Source organism: Anoxybacillus flavithermus (assembly GCF_002742685.1).
Classification (GTDB): domain Bacteria; phylum Bacillota; class Bacilli; order Bacillales; family Anoxybacillaceae; genus Anoxybacillus; species Anoxybacillus flavithermus_E.
On the sequence record NZ_PEDM01000016.1, the window covers coordinates 1 to 15,143 of the forward strand.

The window sequence follows — 15,143 nt, forward strand, 5'->3', positions numbered from 1 at the left end:
GCCTTCGCAGTTCGGGACTTTCACCCTATAGATTGCACCCATGCCGAGCACACCATGAAAGGCATCACACCGTGTGCGATGCCTGTTTGTTTTCATTATATGAATAGCTTGTACTGTTCATAACTTATGAAGATGTATTTATTTTACACCGATCATATCATTTTCTCAACCAATACGCAAAAGCACAGCAAACGAGCTGTGCTTTAGAATGGAATATATTTTAGCGGGTCTACTGCATTTGATTTCGATGCGTTCCAAGGACCGCGATGCAACTCAAAATGCAAGTGCGCACCGAACGAACGACCGGTGTTGCCCATATAGCCGATCATTTGTCCTTTGCTGACGTTTTGTCCTTCGCCAACAAGACGTGATTCTAAATGAGCATACACTGTCGTATATACTTGTCCATCAATGTAATGCATGATAAAAATAACGTTTCCGTAGCTTGATGAATAGTATGAGCGATACACGTAGCCATCAGCTGCCGCAACGACAGGAACGCTAGCACCACGCTTTCCAATATCTACGCCGTAATGGAATTCACCCCAACGCGGTCCAAATGTCGATGTAATTGGACCGTTTGCTGGGCGCATAAACGTCCCATCTGACACAGGCGGCAAACTGCCCCCATCGCCTTCAGACGAACCGCGGCTCGCTAATGCGCGTTTCCGTGCTTCTTCTTGCTCTTTTTGACGGCGAATCATTTCTTGCAATTGGTTTTTCATTGCCGCTTCTTGTTTTTCAAGCAGCTCTTTTTCTTCTTCTAAAGCGAGTTGTTTTTCTTCTTCATGTTTTTGTTCTTCTTTTAACTGCGCCATTAATTTTTCTTTTGCCGCGATTTGTTCATTCAACGTCTGTTTTAATTGTTGCAGCTCCGTTAGCTGTTTTTGCAAGCTGATTAACTGATCGTTTAATTGTTGTTCTTTCGCTTCTTTTAACGCCTTATCTGCTTCTTGCTCTTTAATGATTTGACGATCTGCTTCAAAAATGGTCGCAACTGCGCTCATACGGTCAATAAAGTCGCTAAAGCTTTTTGCTCCAAGCAATACATCTAAATAGCTTACTACACCGCCGCTTTCTTGCAACGAACGCGCGCGCTCTTTCAGCAACTCATTGCGCTGTTCAATGCGGGCAGCAACTTCTTCAATTTCTTTTTTCAGCGCAACAATTTGTTGTTTCGTTTCTTCAATGTTTTGCTGTTTTGTACGAATATTGGCGCTCGTTTCTTCTACCGCTAAATCTAGCTTTTTAATTTCCGCATCCAATTGTTGTTGCTCTGCTTTCAACCGTTCAATTTCTTGTTGCGACTGCTCTAACTTGCTTTCAATCGATGACTGCTTTTGTTGTACGCTTTGAATTTCTTGTTTCTTTTGTTGAATGTCCCGCTTCGTTACCGCATACGCAGGCGCAGCAACGCTTGAAACAAGCAACATCACAGCTGCTACAATCGTTCCCCATCTTTTCCGCACCGTAAACCCCTCTCTCTTTCTATACTTTTAAAAATCGTCTAACGGACATCATGCTTCCCCATATACCAATACACGCACCTAATAAGACGAGCACAGCTGCCAATTGCCATGCGAACGGATAAAACGGAAGCAACTGAAAAAATGTATCTTTCAACTTTGGATATAGTAAGTCAAATACGTACGAATACGCTGAAAGAACGATCGCAATCGGAACAACCGCTCCGAAAACACCAAGCCATAGCCCTTCAAGGAAAAACGGCCAGCGAATAAACCCGTTTGTCGCACCTACTAATCTCATAATCTCAATTTCGCGACGACGGGCAAAAATCGTAATTTTAATTGTATTGGAGATGAGAAACATTGCTGTAAATAGCAGACCAACAATAAGCGCTAATCCGACATTGCGAATCGTTTTCGTTGCGGCAAACAGTTTCTCAATTTGCCCTTTTCCGTATTTCACTTTACCGACAGATGGCAACGGTTCAATTTGCTTTGCGATTTTTTCTGTATCAAGCGGATCTTTTGCTTTTACGATAAATACATCGCTTAACGGGTTATCTTGTTCAAATAAGCGGAATGACTTTCCGTCTTCTCCGAAACTTTCAATCAACTTTTGCAATTCTTCGTCTTTCGATGAATACGTCACTTTTTCGACGCCAGAAAGAGCTTCTAACTTCGCTCTGAGCGCATCTTTATCTGCTTCTGTCGCACTTAAATCGACGTGCACACGAATTTCGACGTCGCGCTCAATTTGTTTCGTTATATGTTGAATGTTGAGCATAATGACGAGAAATACGCCAACAAGCAAAAGCGTTACCGTGACAGCACTAATGGACGCAAACGTCATCCAACCGTTTCGTCCGAGACTTTTGAAGCTTTCACGAAAATGACGGCGAAGGGTGTTAAGCCTCATAGCCATACTCCCCCTTCACTTCATCGCGTGCAATTTTCCCTCGTTCAATCGCAATGACGCGCTTGCGAATCGTATTGACGATTTCGCGGTTATGCGTTGCCATCACAATCGTCGTTCCGCGATCGTTAATGCGTTCGAAAATATCCATAATTTCCCAAGATGTGTCCGGGTCTAAATTTCCTGTCGGCTCGTCCGCAATGACAATTGACGGATTGTTAACGATCGAACGCGCGATCGACACCCGTTGCTGTTCTCCGCCAGACAATTCATCTGGATAAAAGCGCGCTTTATGTTTTAGTCGCACTAAGTCAAGCACTTCCATGACGCGCTTACGAATATTTTTTGGCGACTCTTCAATGACTTCCAAAGCAAACGCTACGTTTTCATATACCGTTAACTTTGGAAGAAGCTTGAAGTCTTGAAAGACGATCCCGATGTTCCGACGGAGCAATGGCACTTTGCTGTCTTTTATATTCGCTAAGTTCACGCCGTTAATCATAATTTTGCCGCTTGTTGGTTTTTCTTCCCGATACATCATTTTAATAAACGTCGACTTCCCAGCACCGCTCGGACCGACGACATATACAAATTCTCCTTGCTTAATACGAACGGAAATCCCGTTTAATGCGATGACTCCGTTCGGATATGTTTTATATACATCTTGCATTTCGATCATAAGCAACCACCTAAGTATTCGATGTTTTTCTACATATTCCTGCAAAATTCTTACCTCGTCCATTATATCATCATTTCCGACAAAAAGGGGGCGAATTTTATTTACAGTTATATTTCAAGACTGTTACAAATGAAAAGAGGATGCTCTAATTGGCATCCTCTTACTTTTTCGCTGCTAGCCACTCCGCTACTTTATCGACATCGTCTCCTTGGAGCAAGCCACCCGGCATACCGCCGCGACCGTTTGCGATAATGTTTTTAATTTCGTCTTGCGAATATTTTCCGCCTACTTTATCAAGTGCAGGACCAACGCCACCTTCTAAGTTTTGTCCGTGACAGCTTGCGCACGATTTTTTGTAAATGGCTTCTGCGGCTGAAGCTGTATCTCCACCGCCGTTGGCTGGCTTTTCGCTCGCGCTGTCCCCTCCGCCACAGGCTGCTAATACAATCGCTGTACCAGCAAATAAGCTAAGTAGCTTTTTCTTCATACGAAATCCCCCTTGTCAACATTTTCATACATTTCTATTATATCGCATCGTTTTTACGTTAGGCACGTTTAAATCCTTCCCCAAGCACTTCTGCGGCATCCATAACAACGACAAATGCAGATGGATCAATGGTTTTCACTAATTGTTTCAATTTTGTGAACTCGCTTTGTGCTACAACACACATAAGCATCGTACGTTCTTGTTCTGTGTATCCACCGTATGCATGTAGTTTTGTCACACCGCGGTCAATTTTATGCAAAATCGCTTCCTGCACTTGTTCTTCTTTCGTTGTAATAATCATTGCCATTTTTGAATTACCGAAACCAACTTGAACAAAATCAATCGTTTTACTTGTGACAAATAATGCAATTAATGCATATAACGCCCGTTCTAAGTCAAAAACTAGTGCAGCTGTTAAAACAATTAAGCCGTCAATTAAAATGACGCACGTTCCTAACGATAAACCTGTATATTTATGAATAATTTGAGCAGCTAAGTCGGTTCCTCCTGTCGATGCACGACCACGGAAAACGATCCCTAATCCTAAACCGACGCCAATGCCGCCAAATAGCGACCCAAGCAATGGGTCGTGCGTTGCTGGCGCGACGTCATGCGTCAAATAAACAACAAACGGCAAAAAAGCAGTGCCAACTAATGTTTTGACACCAAACTGTTTACCAAGCAGCAACACGCCTGCAATAAATAGTGGAATGTTAAGCGCCCATTGTACGTATGCTGGCTGCCAGCCGAGCGTCGCATGTAAAATCGTACTTATGCCGCTCACCCCACCTGATGCGACGCGGTTCGGAAGTAAAAATAAATTGAATGCCACAGCCACAACGGCCGAGCCGACAAGAATATATACGTATTCCAATATTTTTTCAACGACTGGATTTGTTATGTTGCTTCTTTTTCGCATGCTTCTCACCTTCCCTCGTGAGTATAGCATGCCCCATACAGGAAGTAAATGACATCGAATTAACGCAATAATGATTTAATATAGTGAAGTTAATATACGTTCTTTCAATATATAAAAAGGTGCCCATGTCGGACACCTTATCCTTGTTTTAATTTCGAACGCAAATATGCGTCGATAAAGACATCAATTTCTCCATCCATCACTGCTTGCACATTTCCGACTTCGGTATTTGTTCGATGGTCTTTTACAAGCGAGTACGGATGAAACACATAAGAACGAATTTGGCTTCCCCAGCCAATTTCTTTTTGCTCGCCGCGAATTTCTGCGAGCTCCGCCTGTTGTTCCTCTAACTTCTTTTGATACAACTTCGCCTTTAACATATTCATCGCTTTTTCGCGGTTTTTAATTTGCGAACGCTCTGATTGGCATGTGACGACAATGCCTGTTGGAATGTGTGTAATGCGTACAGCTGAGTCTGTCGTATTGACGTGCTGACCGCCGGCACCGCTCGAACGATACGTATCGACTTTTATTTCATCTGGACGCACGTCAATTTCAATGTTGTCATCAAATTCAGGTACAACTTCGCATGAAACGAACGATGTATGACGGCGACCAGAAGCGTCGAACGGTGAAATGCGCACGAGGCGATGGACGCCTTTTTCCGCTTTTAAATATCCGTATGCATTATGCCCTTTAATTAGCAACGTGACACTTTTAACTCCTGCTTCCTCACCAGGCAAATAATCGAGCGTTTCCACTTTGTATCCTTTTTTCTCCGCCCAGCGCGTATACATGCGCAACAACATCGACGCCCAATCTTGCGACTCTGTTCCGCCCGCACCAGGATGAAGTTCTAAAATGGCGTTATTTTTATCGTACGGTTCGTTTAACAACAATTGCAGTTCAAATTCGCTAAAGTCTTTCGACAGTTTTTTCGCTTCAGAAACAAGCTCTTTTTGCAATTCTTCATCGGGTTCTTCTTTGACAAGCTCGTATGTCACTTCTAAATTTTCAAATCGCTCTTCAAGTGAGCGAAACTCACCAACTAAATCTTTCAGTGCATTTGCCTCACTAATGACCGCTTGAGCCGCTTTTTGATCGTCCCAAAAATGAGGCGCAGCCATTTGTGCTTCTAGTTGTTCAATGCGCGCTTCCTTCGTTTCGAGGTCAAAGAGACCCCCTAATATCCGCTAATCGCTTAGCCATTTTTTCAAGCTCTTGCTTAATTTCTACTAAATCGATCATGTCCTTCACCTCAACCATTATTGTATGCAAACGTCTCGGCGGACGCAACATAACGAAAGCGAGGGAACATCCCTCACTTATCGTCCGCAACAATGTTTATATTTTTTCCCACTTCCGCATGGGCACGGATCATTTCGGCCGACTTCCACCGCTTTTTTCACTGGCTTGCGCTTCACTTCTTCGCCTTCTTTCGGATGAACAGCCTCTCCTTTGGCTACTTCTTGTCGCTCAAGATTGCTTTCAATTTCCGCTTTCATAATGTAGCGAGCGACTTCTTCTTCAATGGAAGCGATCATCGCTTCAAACATCGCATACCCTTCCATTTGGTATTCACGCAACGGGTCAATTTGACCGTACGCACGTAAATGAATGCCTTGGCGAAGCTGTTCCATCGCATCGATATGTTCCATCCATTTCATATCGACCGCACGTAAAACGATGACGCGTTCAAACTCGCGCATTTGCTCCGCTGGAATGCGGCTTTCTTTTTCATCGTAACGCGCGCGCACTTTATTCCAAATGAATTCAATCATTTCTTCTGGATCTTTGCCACGCAAATCGTTGACAGTTACGTCCCCTTCAGGAAGAAGGTTTGCTTGCACATAATCAACGATCGCTTGCACGTTCCATTCTTCCGGCATCTCTTCATCTGGTGTATGCATGCGCACAACGCGCTCGATAACCGATTGAATCATGTTTTCAACGATGTCGCGCAAGTTTTCCGAATCAAGCACTTGGAAACGTTGACGATAAATAATTTCACGTTGTTCACGCAATACGTCGTCGTACTGCAACAGTTGTTTTCGTGCATCAAAGTTGTTTCCTTCGACACGTTTTTGTGCCGACTCGACCGCTTTCGAAACGATTTTACTTTGAATTGGCTGTGAATCGTCCATGCCTAGACGATCCATCATCGCCATCATATTTTCTGAACCGAAGCGACGCATCAGTTCGTCTTCGAGCGACAAGTAAAATTGCGATACCCCAGGGTCACCTTGACGGCCGGAACGACCGCGCAATTGGTTGTCGATACGGCGGCTTTCATGACGCTCTGTACCGATAACGGCTAAACCGCCAAGCTCGCGCACTCCTTCGCCGAGTTTAATATCCGTTCCACGTCCTGCCATGTTTGTCGCAATCGTTACTGCCGCTTTTTGACCAGCTTGTGCAATAATTTCTGCTTCTTTCGCATGGTTTTTCGCGTTTAACACGTTATGGCGAATACCGCGCTTCGTTAACATGCTTGACAACAATTCAGACGTTTCAATAGATACGGTACCGACAAGGACAGGTTGTCCTTTCGCGTGACGTTCCGCAATGTCTTCGACAACAGCGCGAAACTTCCCTTCCATCGTGCGATAAATTAAATCTGGGCGGTCATCGCGAATAACGGGCTTATTTGTTGGAATGACAACGACTTGCATATTGTAAATGTTGCGAAATTCTTCTTCTTCTGTTTTCGCCGTTCCCGTCATCCCCGCAAGCTTTTCATACATGCGGAAATAGTTTTGGAACGTGATGGTCGCAAGCGTCATCGATTCGTTTTGAATTTCAAGCCCTTCTTTTGCTTCAATTGCTTGATGAAGCCCGTCGCTATAACGACGTCCGCGCATCAAACGGCCTGTAAACGGGTCGACGATGACGATTTTTCCATCTTCGACAACGTAATCGACGTCGCGCTGCATGACAACGTGCGCACGCAACGCTTGGTTAATATGGTGGTTTAACGTCACATGTTTTAAATCAAATAAGTTGTCGATTCCAAACGCACGCTCTGCTTTGTTCATTCCTTCTTCCGTCAGCTGCACGCTTTTCGTCTTTTCATCGTACGTATAATCGACATCTCGTTTTAATGTACGCACAAACGCATTCGCTTGAATGTACAATTTCGTGGACTTTTGCGCTGTCCCTGAAATAATGAGCGGTGTACGTGCTTCGTCAATTAAAATGGAGTCGACTTCGTCAATGATCGCATAATGAAGCGGACGTTGCACCATATGTTCTTTATAGAGCACCATGTTATCGCGCAAATAGTCGAAACCAAATTCGTTATTCGTTCCGTATGTAATATCGGCGTTGTAAGCTGCTTGCTTTTCTTCGCGTGACATATTGCTTAAATTTAGTCCAACAGATAAACCTAAAAACTGATACAGTCTGCCCATTTCATTTGCGTCGCGGCTTGCTAAATATTCGTTTACCGTGACGACATGGACACCTTTTCCTGTTAATGCGTTTAAATAGACTGGCATCGTTGCGGTTAACGTTTTTCCTTCCCCTGTCTTCATTTCAGCAATGTTGCCTTCATGAAGTGCGATGCCCCCCATTAATTGCACTTTATATGGATACATGCCAAGCACGCGCTTCGCTGCTTCGCGAACGACCGCAAACGCCTCAACAAGCAAATCATCAAGCGTCTCGCCTTTTTCAAGACGCGCCTTAAACTCTTCTGTTTTTTGACGCAACTCGTCATCAGAAAGTTGCGCCATTTGCGAACCGAGCGCATCAATTTCGTTCGCGATTTTCTCTAATCGTGCAATTTGCCGTTTATTCGGATCAAACACTTTTTTGAACATTCCAAGCATACAAAAACGCTCCTTGCTTATATAGTCGCTAATTACCATCATATCACTTACAAGAAAAGGTGACAACTCATACGAAAGACAAAGAAAAACGAGAGAAAAAAGAAAAAGCCAGCGCAGGAGACGCTGGGGAGATGTTATCGCTGAGGTGATTGAAGTTGTTCGATCTTTGCTTCGACGTGGTGGAGTCGTTTGTTGAGAGCGTAAATTTCAAACCCTTTTTCATCAATCTTTTTATAAATGTGTTGCAGTAACGTTTGTACATCGTTAGCTAGTTGAATTTCTAAACGATGCACTGTTTCTTTTACATCGCTTAGTTGTGTTTCAACATGCTCAAGACGTTTCTTGACATCGCACATTTCTTCTTCGAGACGACCGATGCGCGTGTTTACCTCTCTCATCTCTCGTTCAAGTGCGGTTAAACGAGCTTCCATGTTAGCAAATCGCGCTTCCATTTGGGCGAATCGTTCGTCAATTTGTGCAAATCGCTCATCAATCTGTGCGAATCGTTCGTCAATTCGAGCAAATTGGTTACGCACTTCTTGTTGAAACTGTAGAAAATGACTTTCGATATTCGTCAACTTTCCTAAAATTTCACGTAAAATCGCTTCCATCCTTTTTTCACCTCCTTTCACATTATACCACCCCCTGTCTTCATTCGACAGAGGGTGATAGGATTAGTTCGCTTCGATTAAGCCATATTTGCCGTCTTTTCGTTTGTAAACAACGTTCGTACGGTTTGTTTCCGCGTTAATAAAAACGTAAAAGTTATGACCGAGCATATTCATTTGTAAAATGGCTTCTTCGCTATCCATCGGTTTTAAGCTGAAGCGCTTCGTACGTACAACTTCGAACTCCTCTTCCTCATGCTCTTCTGTCGCCACAGGGGCAGTTGTTGTAAGCGTCACACCGTTTGCTTCTTTTTCACGCATTTTTCGATTCACTTTCGTTTTATGTTTACGAATTTGGCGTTCGAGTTTATCAACGACCAAATCGATTGCCGCATACATATCATCATGGCGCTCTTCTGCACGCAACACAATTTGTGGCATTGGGATCGTTACTTCAATTTTTGCCTGTTTATCGTTATATACTTTTAAGTTAACGTGAACCGTTACTCCTTCCGTTGATTCAAAATAGCGTTCTAATTTTCCGATTTTCTTCTCGACATACTCTCGAATGGCTTGTGTAACCTCGATGTTTTCTCCGCGAATGTTGTATTTCATACGCTGTTCCTCCTTTTATGAAAGGTTGTTTATTTATTTCTACAATTCCCTACAAAACTCCTTCTCAATCGTCACATTTTTTGTGAAAAAATGATGAACAAAACAATGGATAATTATGCTATAATTTATAGATGATGAAAGGCGTTCGTATTTTTCTACTGAGGTGTTATCGCATGCGCAAAGTGCACATATTCGAAGCAAAAAGCGGCGATGTGCTCGCCGTTGATATTTACGGACCAAACGGTGCAGTTTTGCTCGCTAAGGGGGTTAAACTGACCGATTCATACATTCGCGGACTGCGCGAAAACGGCATTCGTCATATTTATATTCACGACGTTTTTACATTTGATATTGAAGAAAAACCGATGATTAGTCCTGTTGTGCGACAACAAGCAGTAAAAAAAGTGTACGAAACGATGACGGAACTCATCGAGGAACAAAAAGCCGTCCAGCGGGTATCTTCGCTTGACCTCGGACAAGAATATCAAAAAATATTCAAGGAAATTTTAGATTATTTATTAAGTCGAGAAAATTTGCTCATTAACTTATCTGATCTTGTTATTTCAAAAGGATATTTCTTTCATCACTCGGTTAACGTAGCAACAATCGCAGGCGTCATCGGATTAGCGAAAGGATATTCATCGCAACAATTGCTTGATTTAGGGGTCGGGGCGCTTTTATTTGATATTGGCATGACGCAAATTCCGAGTGCACTTTGGGCGAAAAAAGGACCTCTTAGCCCTGAAGAACGTCGAATCGTTTCCCATCATACCGAATTTGGCTTTGAATTATTGAAAAAACAAAGCAACGTTTCACCATCATCTGCTTATTGTGCACTACAACATCATGAACGTTTTGATGGGAGTGGCTATCCACATCAAGCGGCCGGCAAATACATTCACGAATTCGCGCGCATCATTGCCATCGCAGACGTGTTCGATGCGCTCACTTCACCGCGCGACCATCGTAAACAACATTCGCCGCACGAAGCAGCTGAATATTTATGCGCAGCTGGCAACACGTTGTTTGATTACGAGCTCATTAAAACGTTTTTAAAATACGTCGCCATTTACCCGCTTGGCACAAACATTGTACTCAACACAGGATACCGAGGCGTCGTCTCAAACATTTTCCCAGAATATCCGCTTCGCCCTGTCGTTCGTATTTTACAAAATCCAAACGGCGAGATGCTGAAATCACCCTTTGAAATTGACTTACGAAAAGAAGTAAACGTCACCATTGTAGAGGCGTTTTAAGCAACAAAAGGTGCGATCGACTCGCACCTTTATATTATTGCTCCACATACGGACGAAGATGTTGCATCATACTTACTTTCCACGCTTCAAACGCTGGCGCTACATGTTTTTCGACAATTTGTTGCTTGGCATTTGGATCATGCAGCTTTCCGTCTAATTTCCACGCCTCTTCGACGACAGAAGAAAAACGCTGAAGTTCGTTCAATATTGCGATATCATCGGCAAAAAAATGCGCAAGCGAGCGCTCATTTGTCGTATCAATTTGACCGAACGCTGTAAAAATATCCGCAAGCACAACATCCCCTTGCGTACGCTCATAATTAGTAAAACTTTCAATGACGTAGTGGAAACCTTCTTCAATTGTGTCTAATAACGCTACATATTGACGAACGACTATTAATTGTTCTGGAGTTAAATGTACCATGCGCTTACCTACCTTCGTTTATCATAAAACATACCGTCGATGGCGAGCGAGTCGTATATGTCATCGTACCGCTCCACAGCCACCTTTGTTTGCTTCGTTTGTTTTAAATCTTGCTGAATTTGTTGCTTCAATTGCTGGAGAAGAGCGTTCGCCTCTTGATCAAGCGCAAGCAACTGTTTCCCGATTTGTTTTTCTTCATCGGTTAACGTCGTCGAAAGCGACTGAAGCAGCTGCTCACGCTTTTCAAGCAGTTGTTCGATTTGTTCAATGACAGCTTCACGCTTTTCCCTTTCGATCGGCCCACGAAGCAACGTCACAATCGCCGCCGTCGCCTCAAGAAGCTCTGAAACAACGCTCATTACACGTGACCGCCTTGCGCGTATTGACGTTGACGATTCAGCTGAATCACTTGCTTCCACGTATCCCGAAACTCTTTCACGTATCCTTCGACTTCCTCTAAGATGGACATATCGCTTTTAACATTTGCTTCAACAAGGCGACGATAAATATAGTCGTACATCGTCATCATCGATTTGGCTACTTCATATTCCATATTGAGCGTGACCATAAGCTCTTGAATAATTTTTTGCGCTTTTAATAAGTTTGTGTTGCGCGATTCAATATCTTTGTCCTCGATCGCTTTTTTCGCTTGCGTAATAAACTTTAAGCAACCGTTGTAAAGCATAAGCGTTAATTCCCCCGGCGACGCCGTTTGCACCGCGTTCGTTTGGTATGATTGATATGGGTTCATCGTTCAACCTCCTAAATTATTGTGCTCCACCGCCAAAGGCATTCATGAGATACATGCTTTGCGAGTTCGCACGTTGCACTGCTTTTTCCATTGCCGAAAACTGCTTCCAGTAGCGGTCTTCGACTCGTCTTAACCGATCTTCTGCGGCGCTAATGCGCGTATCAATGTCGAGAATATTTTTTCCAATGATATACTGGTTCGCAGTTTTTAACGTATTTCCTGCTTTATCTTCAATGCTTTTGATTGTCTTTTTAATTTCATCGCGAAGTTGGAGGACGATACCTTTATCGTTTCCAGAACCATTGTTACTGAACAAGCGATAAACCGCATCAGGATTTTCTTCAATTTTTTGTCGCAACTTTGTTTCGTCAATTAGCAGCTTTCCACCTTCTAAGTAGTTTGGTGTTGTCGTAATGCCGATTTGGGCTAGCTGTTGAAACCCTTCCGGTGCTGCTTCGACTTTACGATAAAGCGCTAGGCGCATGCTAGAGAGGGTGTTTGATAAAATCGAATCGCCGCGCAAAATGCCGCTTTTCGCTTTTTCCTCCCACTTCTCCGCCTGCTTTTCCGTCAGCTTTTCACGCTGTTCATCCGTCAACGGCTGATAATCACGGTAGCGCGTCTCTTTTAGCTTTTTATTGATCTCGTCAATCGTTTCATTATATTTATCAACAAACGATTTAATGGAATTAAAAATCGCATCAGTGTTTGTCGTTGATGTGAGCGTCACCGTCCCCGCATGCGTGTTTTTGAGCGTATATGTTGTCCCATTGATTGTAAACGTATTTGACGTGCGCTCTGTTTGAAGGCCGTTAATTGTAAATTTGGCGTTTTTTCCATCCGTTTTTCCTGTTAGTTCTAGATTATTTAGAGCTGCTGTAAAACCGAACGCTTGAAACAGCTCTTGTCCTTCAACGATTTGAATAGACGCACCTGCTCCTGTTTGTTTTTTATTAATGACGACTTTCTTTGTAACATCATCGTAAAATGCATTTACCCCCAAATCTGAATTTTGATTCATCTTACTGATCACAGATTGAAGCGTGTCATTGTTTGGGTCTATATTGATTTCAACATTTTTTGTGCTTCCATTTGGATCTGTTACAGCTAATTTAAGCGTTAGCGGACTAGTCAAGTTCACCGGAGTAACTCCTCCGACAATAAATGTAACATCTTTCAGTTTCGCATTTGGATCAAATGTTCCAACTGTTTGAACGGCATTTTCCGACGTCCATCTGGCCGCAGCTGCTAGCTGTGTAATATTGCTAATTTCCACCGTTTGATTTTGAGCACTTGGCGTACTTGTTGCAGTTACAACGTTTTCATTCGAACTCGTCACTTTTTTCTGCAAAAACGTACTTTGACGCATGACGCCGTCAAAAATATGCTTATCCAAATCATTCAACAAACGATTCATATCGCGATATGCATCGCGCTGCCATTCAAGCAATTGCTTTTTTTGCTTTAATTTATCGATCGGCGCACGTTCAACTTTCATTAAATCGCCGACGATTTTGTCGATGTCCATGCCACTTGCTAAGCCACCGATACGCATATTATTCATATTTAACACCCCCTAAATTTTTCGATCGACAATTAATCCAACAAACTTCATCATCGCCGCATACATATCTAACAGTTTTTTGGGCGGAATTTCGCGCACGACTTCTTTCGTGCGATCATCAATAAGCTGGACATAATACTCTTTTAAATCTTCATGTACCGCAAATTTTAACGACGTATGGCTCGGCTGCAAAAATTCATTCATCCCTTTGACAACTTCTTCAAGCTTTTCTTTTGAAATGCGATTTTCTTCTTGTTTTGCGTTTAGTTGTTGTAAAGTGGTTTGCTCTTGCTTTGGTTGTTCTGCTGGACGCTCTGTCGTTTTTTCATACATATATGTGGAAGAAAGAGAAGAAGAAATTCGTTCAATCATCACCGTTCGCTCCTTTACATATACGTTTCTACTGTTTATATCGGATGGGAGTGGGGAGATTTGAAGGGGGGAGGGAAAAACTATGTTGATCATAACAAAATAAATAGTATAATAAAAACAAACATATGTTCTATAAAAAGAGAGGTATGTATAATGAATAATTTAATGCATTTGACACCTATTCAACAAAACATACTCATCGCAAGCATTATTGGAGATGGAGAAATCACAAAAATCTACCCGAATAGCCGGAGAAAAAATCATAGTTATCGTGAACATTTTGGACTAGAGCAACAAGCATACCGCGAATGGAAAGCATCATTTTTTGATGGACTACTCTACATATCAGAAAAAAGTAGCTGTGTTCGATCTGTTTCTTTACCTTTATTTACAACACTGTATCCACATTTTTATGATGAGCAAGGAATAAAGCATATTCCGATCCACTTATTACGATACTGTACATTACCATACTTCTTAGCTGTGCTGTACATGGATGATGGCTCACTTTGCATCTCTACAACAGTCAACGCACGAAAGAAACTCATCTACCTAACACCACACATTTATTTATACTTGCAATGTTACCCACCAGGAGAACTTGAACAACTCCAGAACCACATTTTAAAATTCTTTAACGTTATTTTCCGACTAAGCAAACGAAAAGATGGACAAGGAATGATCTTAAAAACAACGTCTGTAAAAGATACATTTTTATTTTTAGATCTTATTTCTTCGATCACGACCGATTGTCCATCCATGTATTACAAAACGAATTGGAACGAACGTTTGCAAATGGAAAAAGCAAAATAGAAAAGCAAATACCCTGATTTCGAAATTTTAGCAAGTAGTGCTGACCGTTGGAAAAATTACACCGACGAAGAAATGATAACAATAAAAACGATGAAAGAAGCAGGAGCTACGATAAAAGAGATTGCTGATACTTTACAACGTAGCTATTGGTCTGTTGTTTATAAATGGAAAGAACTAAAAAAGAGACCTTAGAAAACCTAAGGCCTCTTTTCGTTTCATTAACGGAGCAATTGTAATACTCCTTGTGGTTGTTGGTTGGCTTGCCATGCCGCAACGTCTTTCGATCGTTGTGTAGACTATATCTTCACCTTTCTAGCCATTAGCTAGCGAAGGGCTGGGCACTTCGGGGATCTCCCCTACGGACTTCATCACCATAGCTCTCGCCTTAGGTGGTATGTCCTAGTCGTTGAACCTTCTCCAGAGTTTCCTCACAGGAGCTTGGCTGC

16 protein-coding genes are annotated in these 15,143 nt (G+C 42.5%); 2 read left to right on the top strand and 14 right to left on the bottom strand.

Annotated features, from left to right (window positions below):
• Positions 1-203 precede the first annotated feature (203 nt).
• From CS060_RS08480 to hpf, 9 genes are all read right to left on the bottom strand, one after another.
• A complete protein-coding gene (locus CS060_RS08480) occupies positions 204-1,469 on the bottom strand; it encodes a murein hydrolase activator EnvC family protein (protein WP_099668881.1) in 1,266 nt (421 codons plus the stop codon).
• Between the two features lie 19 nt (positions 1,470-1,488).
• A complete protein-coding gene (gene ftsX / locus CS060_RS08485) occupies positions 1,489-2,382 on the bottom strand; it encodes a permease-like cell division protein FtsX (RefSeq protein WP_035047243.1) in 894 nt (297 codons plus the stop codon).
• The gene (gene ftsE / locus CS060_RS08490) at positions 2,372-3,058 is read right to left on the bottom strand and encodes a cell division ATP-binding protein FtsE (protein ID WP_035047253.1); all 687 of its coding nucleotides are present in this window, start codon (positions 3,056-3,058) and stop codon (positions 2,372-2,374) included. The genes ftsX and ftsE overlap by 11 nt, the downstream gene beginning before the upstream one ends.
• A gap of 160 nt (positions 3,059-3,218) precedes the next feature.
• The gene (cccB, locus tag CS060_RS08495; protein ID WP_006320133.1) at positions 3,219-3,545 is read right to left on the bottom strand and encodes a cytochrome c551; all 327 of its coding nucleotides are present in this window, start codon (positions 3,543-3,545) and stop codon (positions 3,219-3,221) included.
• 58 nt (positions 3,546-3,603) lie between these two features.
• Complete coding sequence (locus CS060_RS08500; protein WP_035047242.1) at positions 3,604-4,464, bottom strand: YitT family protein; 861 nt, start codon at positions 4,462-4,464, stop codon at positions 3,604-3,606.
• 137 nt (positions 4,465-4,601) lie between these two features.
• Positions 4,602-5,709 (bottom strand): peptide chain release factor 2 gene (gene prfB, locus CS060_RS08505; RefSeq protein WP_099668883.1). Its coding sequence is split into 2 segments (ribosomal slippage): positions 4,602-5,636 and positions 5,638-5,709, totalling 1,107 coding nucleotides; the frame shifts between segments, so codons are not numbered across the junction.
• An 80-nt stretch (positions 5,710-5,789) separates the two neighbouring features.
• Complete coding sequence (gene secA / locus CS060_RS08510; RefSeq protein WP_035047235.1) at positions 5,790-8,294, bottom strand: preprotein translocase subunit SecA; 2,505 nt, start codon at positions 8,292-8,294, stop codon at positions 5,790-5,792.
• 134 nt (positions 8,295-8,428) lie between these two features.
• Positions 8,429-8,905 (bottom strand): hypothetical protein, encoded by a 477-nt coding sequence (locus tag CS060_RS08515; RefSeq protein ID WP_035047251.1) that lies wholly within the window; start codon positions 8,903-8,905, stop codon positions 8,429-8,431.
• A 63-nt stretch (positions 8,906-8,968) separates the two neighbouring features.
• Positions 8,969-9,517, bottom strand: a complete 549-nt coding sequence (gene hpf, locus CS060_RS08520) for a ribosome hibernation-promoting factor, HPF/YfiA family (protein ID WP_035047230.1) — start codon at positions 9,515-9,517, stop codon at positions 8,969-8,971.
• A 173-nt stretch (positions 9,518-9,690) separates the two neighbouring features.
• On the opposite strand from hpf, the gene CS060_RS08525 reads away from it, so the two are divergent.
• On the top strand, positions 9,691-10,773 hold the full coding sequence (locus tag CS060_RS08525) for an HD-GYP domain-containing protein (RefSeq protein ID WP_035047228.1): 1,083 nt from the start codon (positions 9,691-9,693) through the stop codon (positions 10,771-10,773).
• A gap of 34 nt (positions 10,774-10,807) precedes the next feature.
• On the opposite strand, the gene CS060_RS08530 is transcribed toward CS060_RS08525, so the two are convergent.
• The 5 genes from CS060_RS08530 to flaG are packed head-to-tail and all read right to left on the bottom strand — an operon-like array spanning position 10,808 to position 13,884.
• On the bottom strand, positions 10,808-11,197 hold the full coding sequence (locus CS060_RS08530) for a DUF8042 domain-containing protein (protein ID WP_035047224.1): 390 nt from the start codon (positions 11,195-11,197) through the stop codon (positions 10,808-10,810).
• A gap of 8 nt (positions 11,198-11,205) precedes the next feature.
• Positions 11,206-11,556, bottom strand: coding sequence for a flagellar protein FliT (fliT, locus tag CS060_RS08535; RefSeq protein ID WP_035047219.1), 351 nt, complete (start codon positions 11,554-11,556; stop codon positions 11,206-11,208).
• Positions 11,556-11,948 carry a flagellar export chaperone FliS gene (gene fliS, locus CS060_RS08540; protein ID WP_035047215.1) on the bottom strand — a complete coding sequence of 131 codons (393 nt, stop codon included), beginning with the start codon at positions 11,946-11,948 and terminating at the stop codon, positions 11,556-11,558. Before fliS ends, fliT begins: the two co-directional genes overlap by 1 nt.
• A 16-nt stretch (positions 11,949-11,964) precedes the next feature.
• On the bottom strand, positions 11,965-13,512 hold the full coding sequence (locus CS060_RS08545) for a flagellar hook-associated protein 2 (protein ID WP_099668882.1): 1,548 nt from the start codon (positions 13,510-13,512) through the stop codon (positions 11,965-11,967).
• A gap of 12 nt (positions 13,513-13,524) precedes the next feature.
• Positions 13,525-13,884, bottom strand: coding sequence for a flagellar protein FlaG (flaG, locus tag CS060_RS08550; protein ID WP_035047249.1), 360 nt, complete (start codon positions 13,882-13,884; stop codon positions 13,525-13,527).
• Between the two features lie 153 nt (positions 13,885-14,037).
• Between flaG and CS060_RS08555 the strand changes: the two genes are divergently transcribed.
• Positions 14,038-14,697, top strand: coding sequence for a DNA endonuclease (locus CS060_RS08555; protein ID WP_231563553.1), 660 nt, complete (start codon positions 14,038-14,040; stop codon positions 14,695-14,697).
• Positions 14,698-15,143 lie beyond the last annotated feature (446 nt).

What these genes read in the sequence shown, in the direction of transcription:
- ftsX (WP_035047243.1), bottom strand. Translation starts at nt 2,382, where the DNA reads ATGAGGCTTAACACCCTTCGCCGTCATTTTCGTGAAAGCTTCAAAAGT.
- secA (WP_035047235.1), bottom strand. Translation starts at nt 8,294, where the DNA reads ATGCTTGGAATGTTCAAAAAAGTGTTTGATCCGAATAAACGGCAAATT.
- ftsE (WP_035047253.1), bottom strand. Translation starts at nt 3,058, where the DNA reads ATGATCGAAATGCAAGATGTATATAAAACATATCCGAACGGAGTCATC.
- CS060_RS08530 (WP_035047224.1), bottom strand. Translation starts at nt 11,197, where the DNA reads ATGGTACATTTAACTCCAGAACAATTAATAGTCGTTCGTCAATATGTA.
- fliS (WP_035047215.1), bottom strand. Translation starts at nt 11,948, where the DNA reads ATGAACCCATATCAATCATACCAAACGAACGCGGTGCAAACGGCGTCG.
- hpf (WP_035047230.1), bottom strand. Translation starts at nt 9,517, where the DNA reads ATGAAATACAACATTCGCGGAGAAAACATCGAGGTTACACAAGCCATT.
- cccB (WP_006320133.1), bottom strand. Translation starts at nt 3,545, where the DNA reads ATGAAGAAAAAGCTACTTAGCTTATTTGCTGGTACAGCGATTGTATTA.
- CS060_RS08545 (WP_099668882.1), bottom strand. Translation starts at nt 13,512, where the DNA reads ATGAATAATATGCGTATCGGTGGCTTAGCAAGTGGCATGGACATCGAC.
- flaG (WP_035047249.1), bottom strand. Translation starts at nt 13,884, where the DNA reads ATGATTGAACGAATTTCTTCTTCTCTTTCTTCCACATATATGTATGAA.
- fliT (WP_035047219.1), bottom strand. Translation starts at nt 11,556, where the DNA reads ATGAGCGTTGTTTCAGAGCTTCTTGAGGCGACGGCGGCGATTGTGACG.
- CS060_RS08500 (WP_035047242.1), bottom strand. Translation starts at nt 4,464, where the DNA reads ATGCGAAAAAGAAGCAACATAACAAATCCAGTCGTTGAAAAAATATTG.
- CS060_RS08555 (WP_231563553.1), top strand. Translation starts at nt 14,038, where the DNA reads ATGAATAATTTAATGCATTTGACACCTATTCAACAAAACATACTCATC.
- CS060_RS08515 (WP_035047251.1), bottom strand. Translation starts at nt 8,905, where the DNA reads ATGGAAGCGATTTTACGTGAAATTTTAGGAAAGTTGACGAATATCGAA.
- CS060_RS08525 (WP_035047228.1), top strand. Translation starts at nt 9,691, where the DNA reads ATGCGCAAAGTGCACATATTCGAAGCAAAAAGCGGCGATGTGCTCGCC.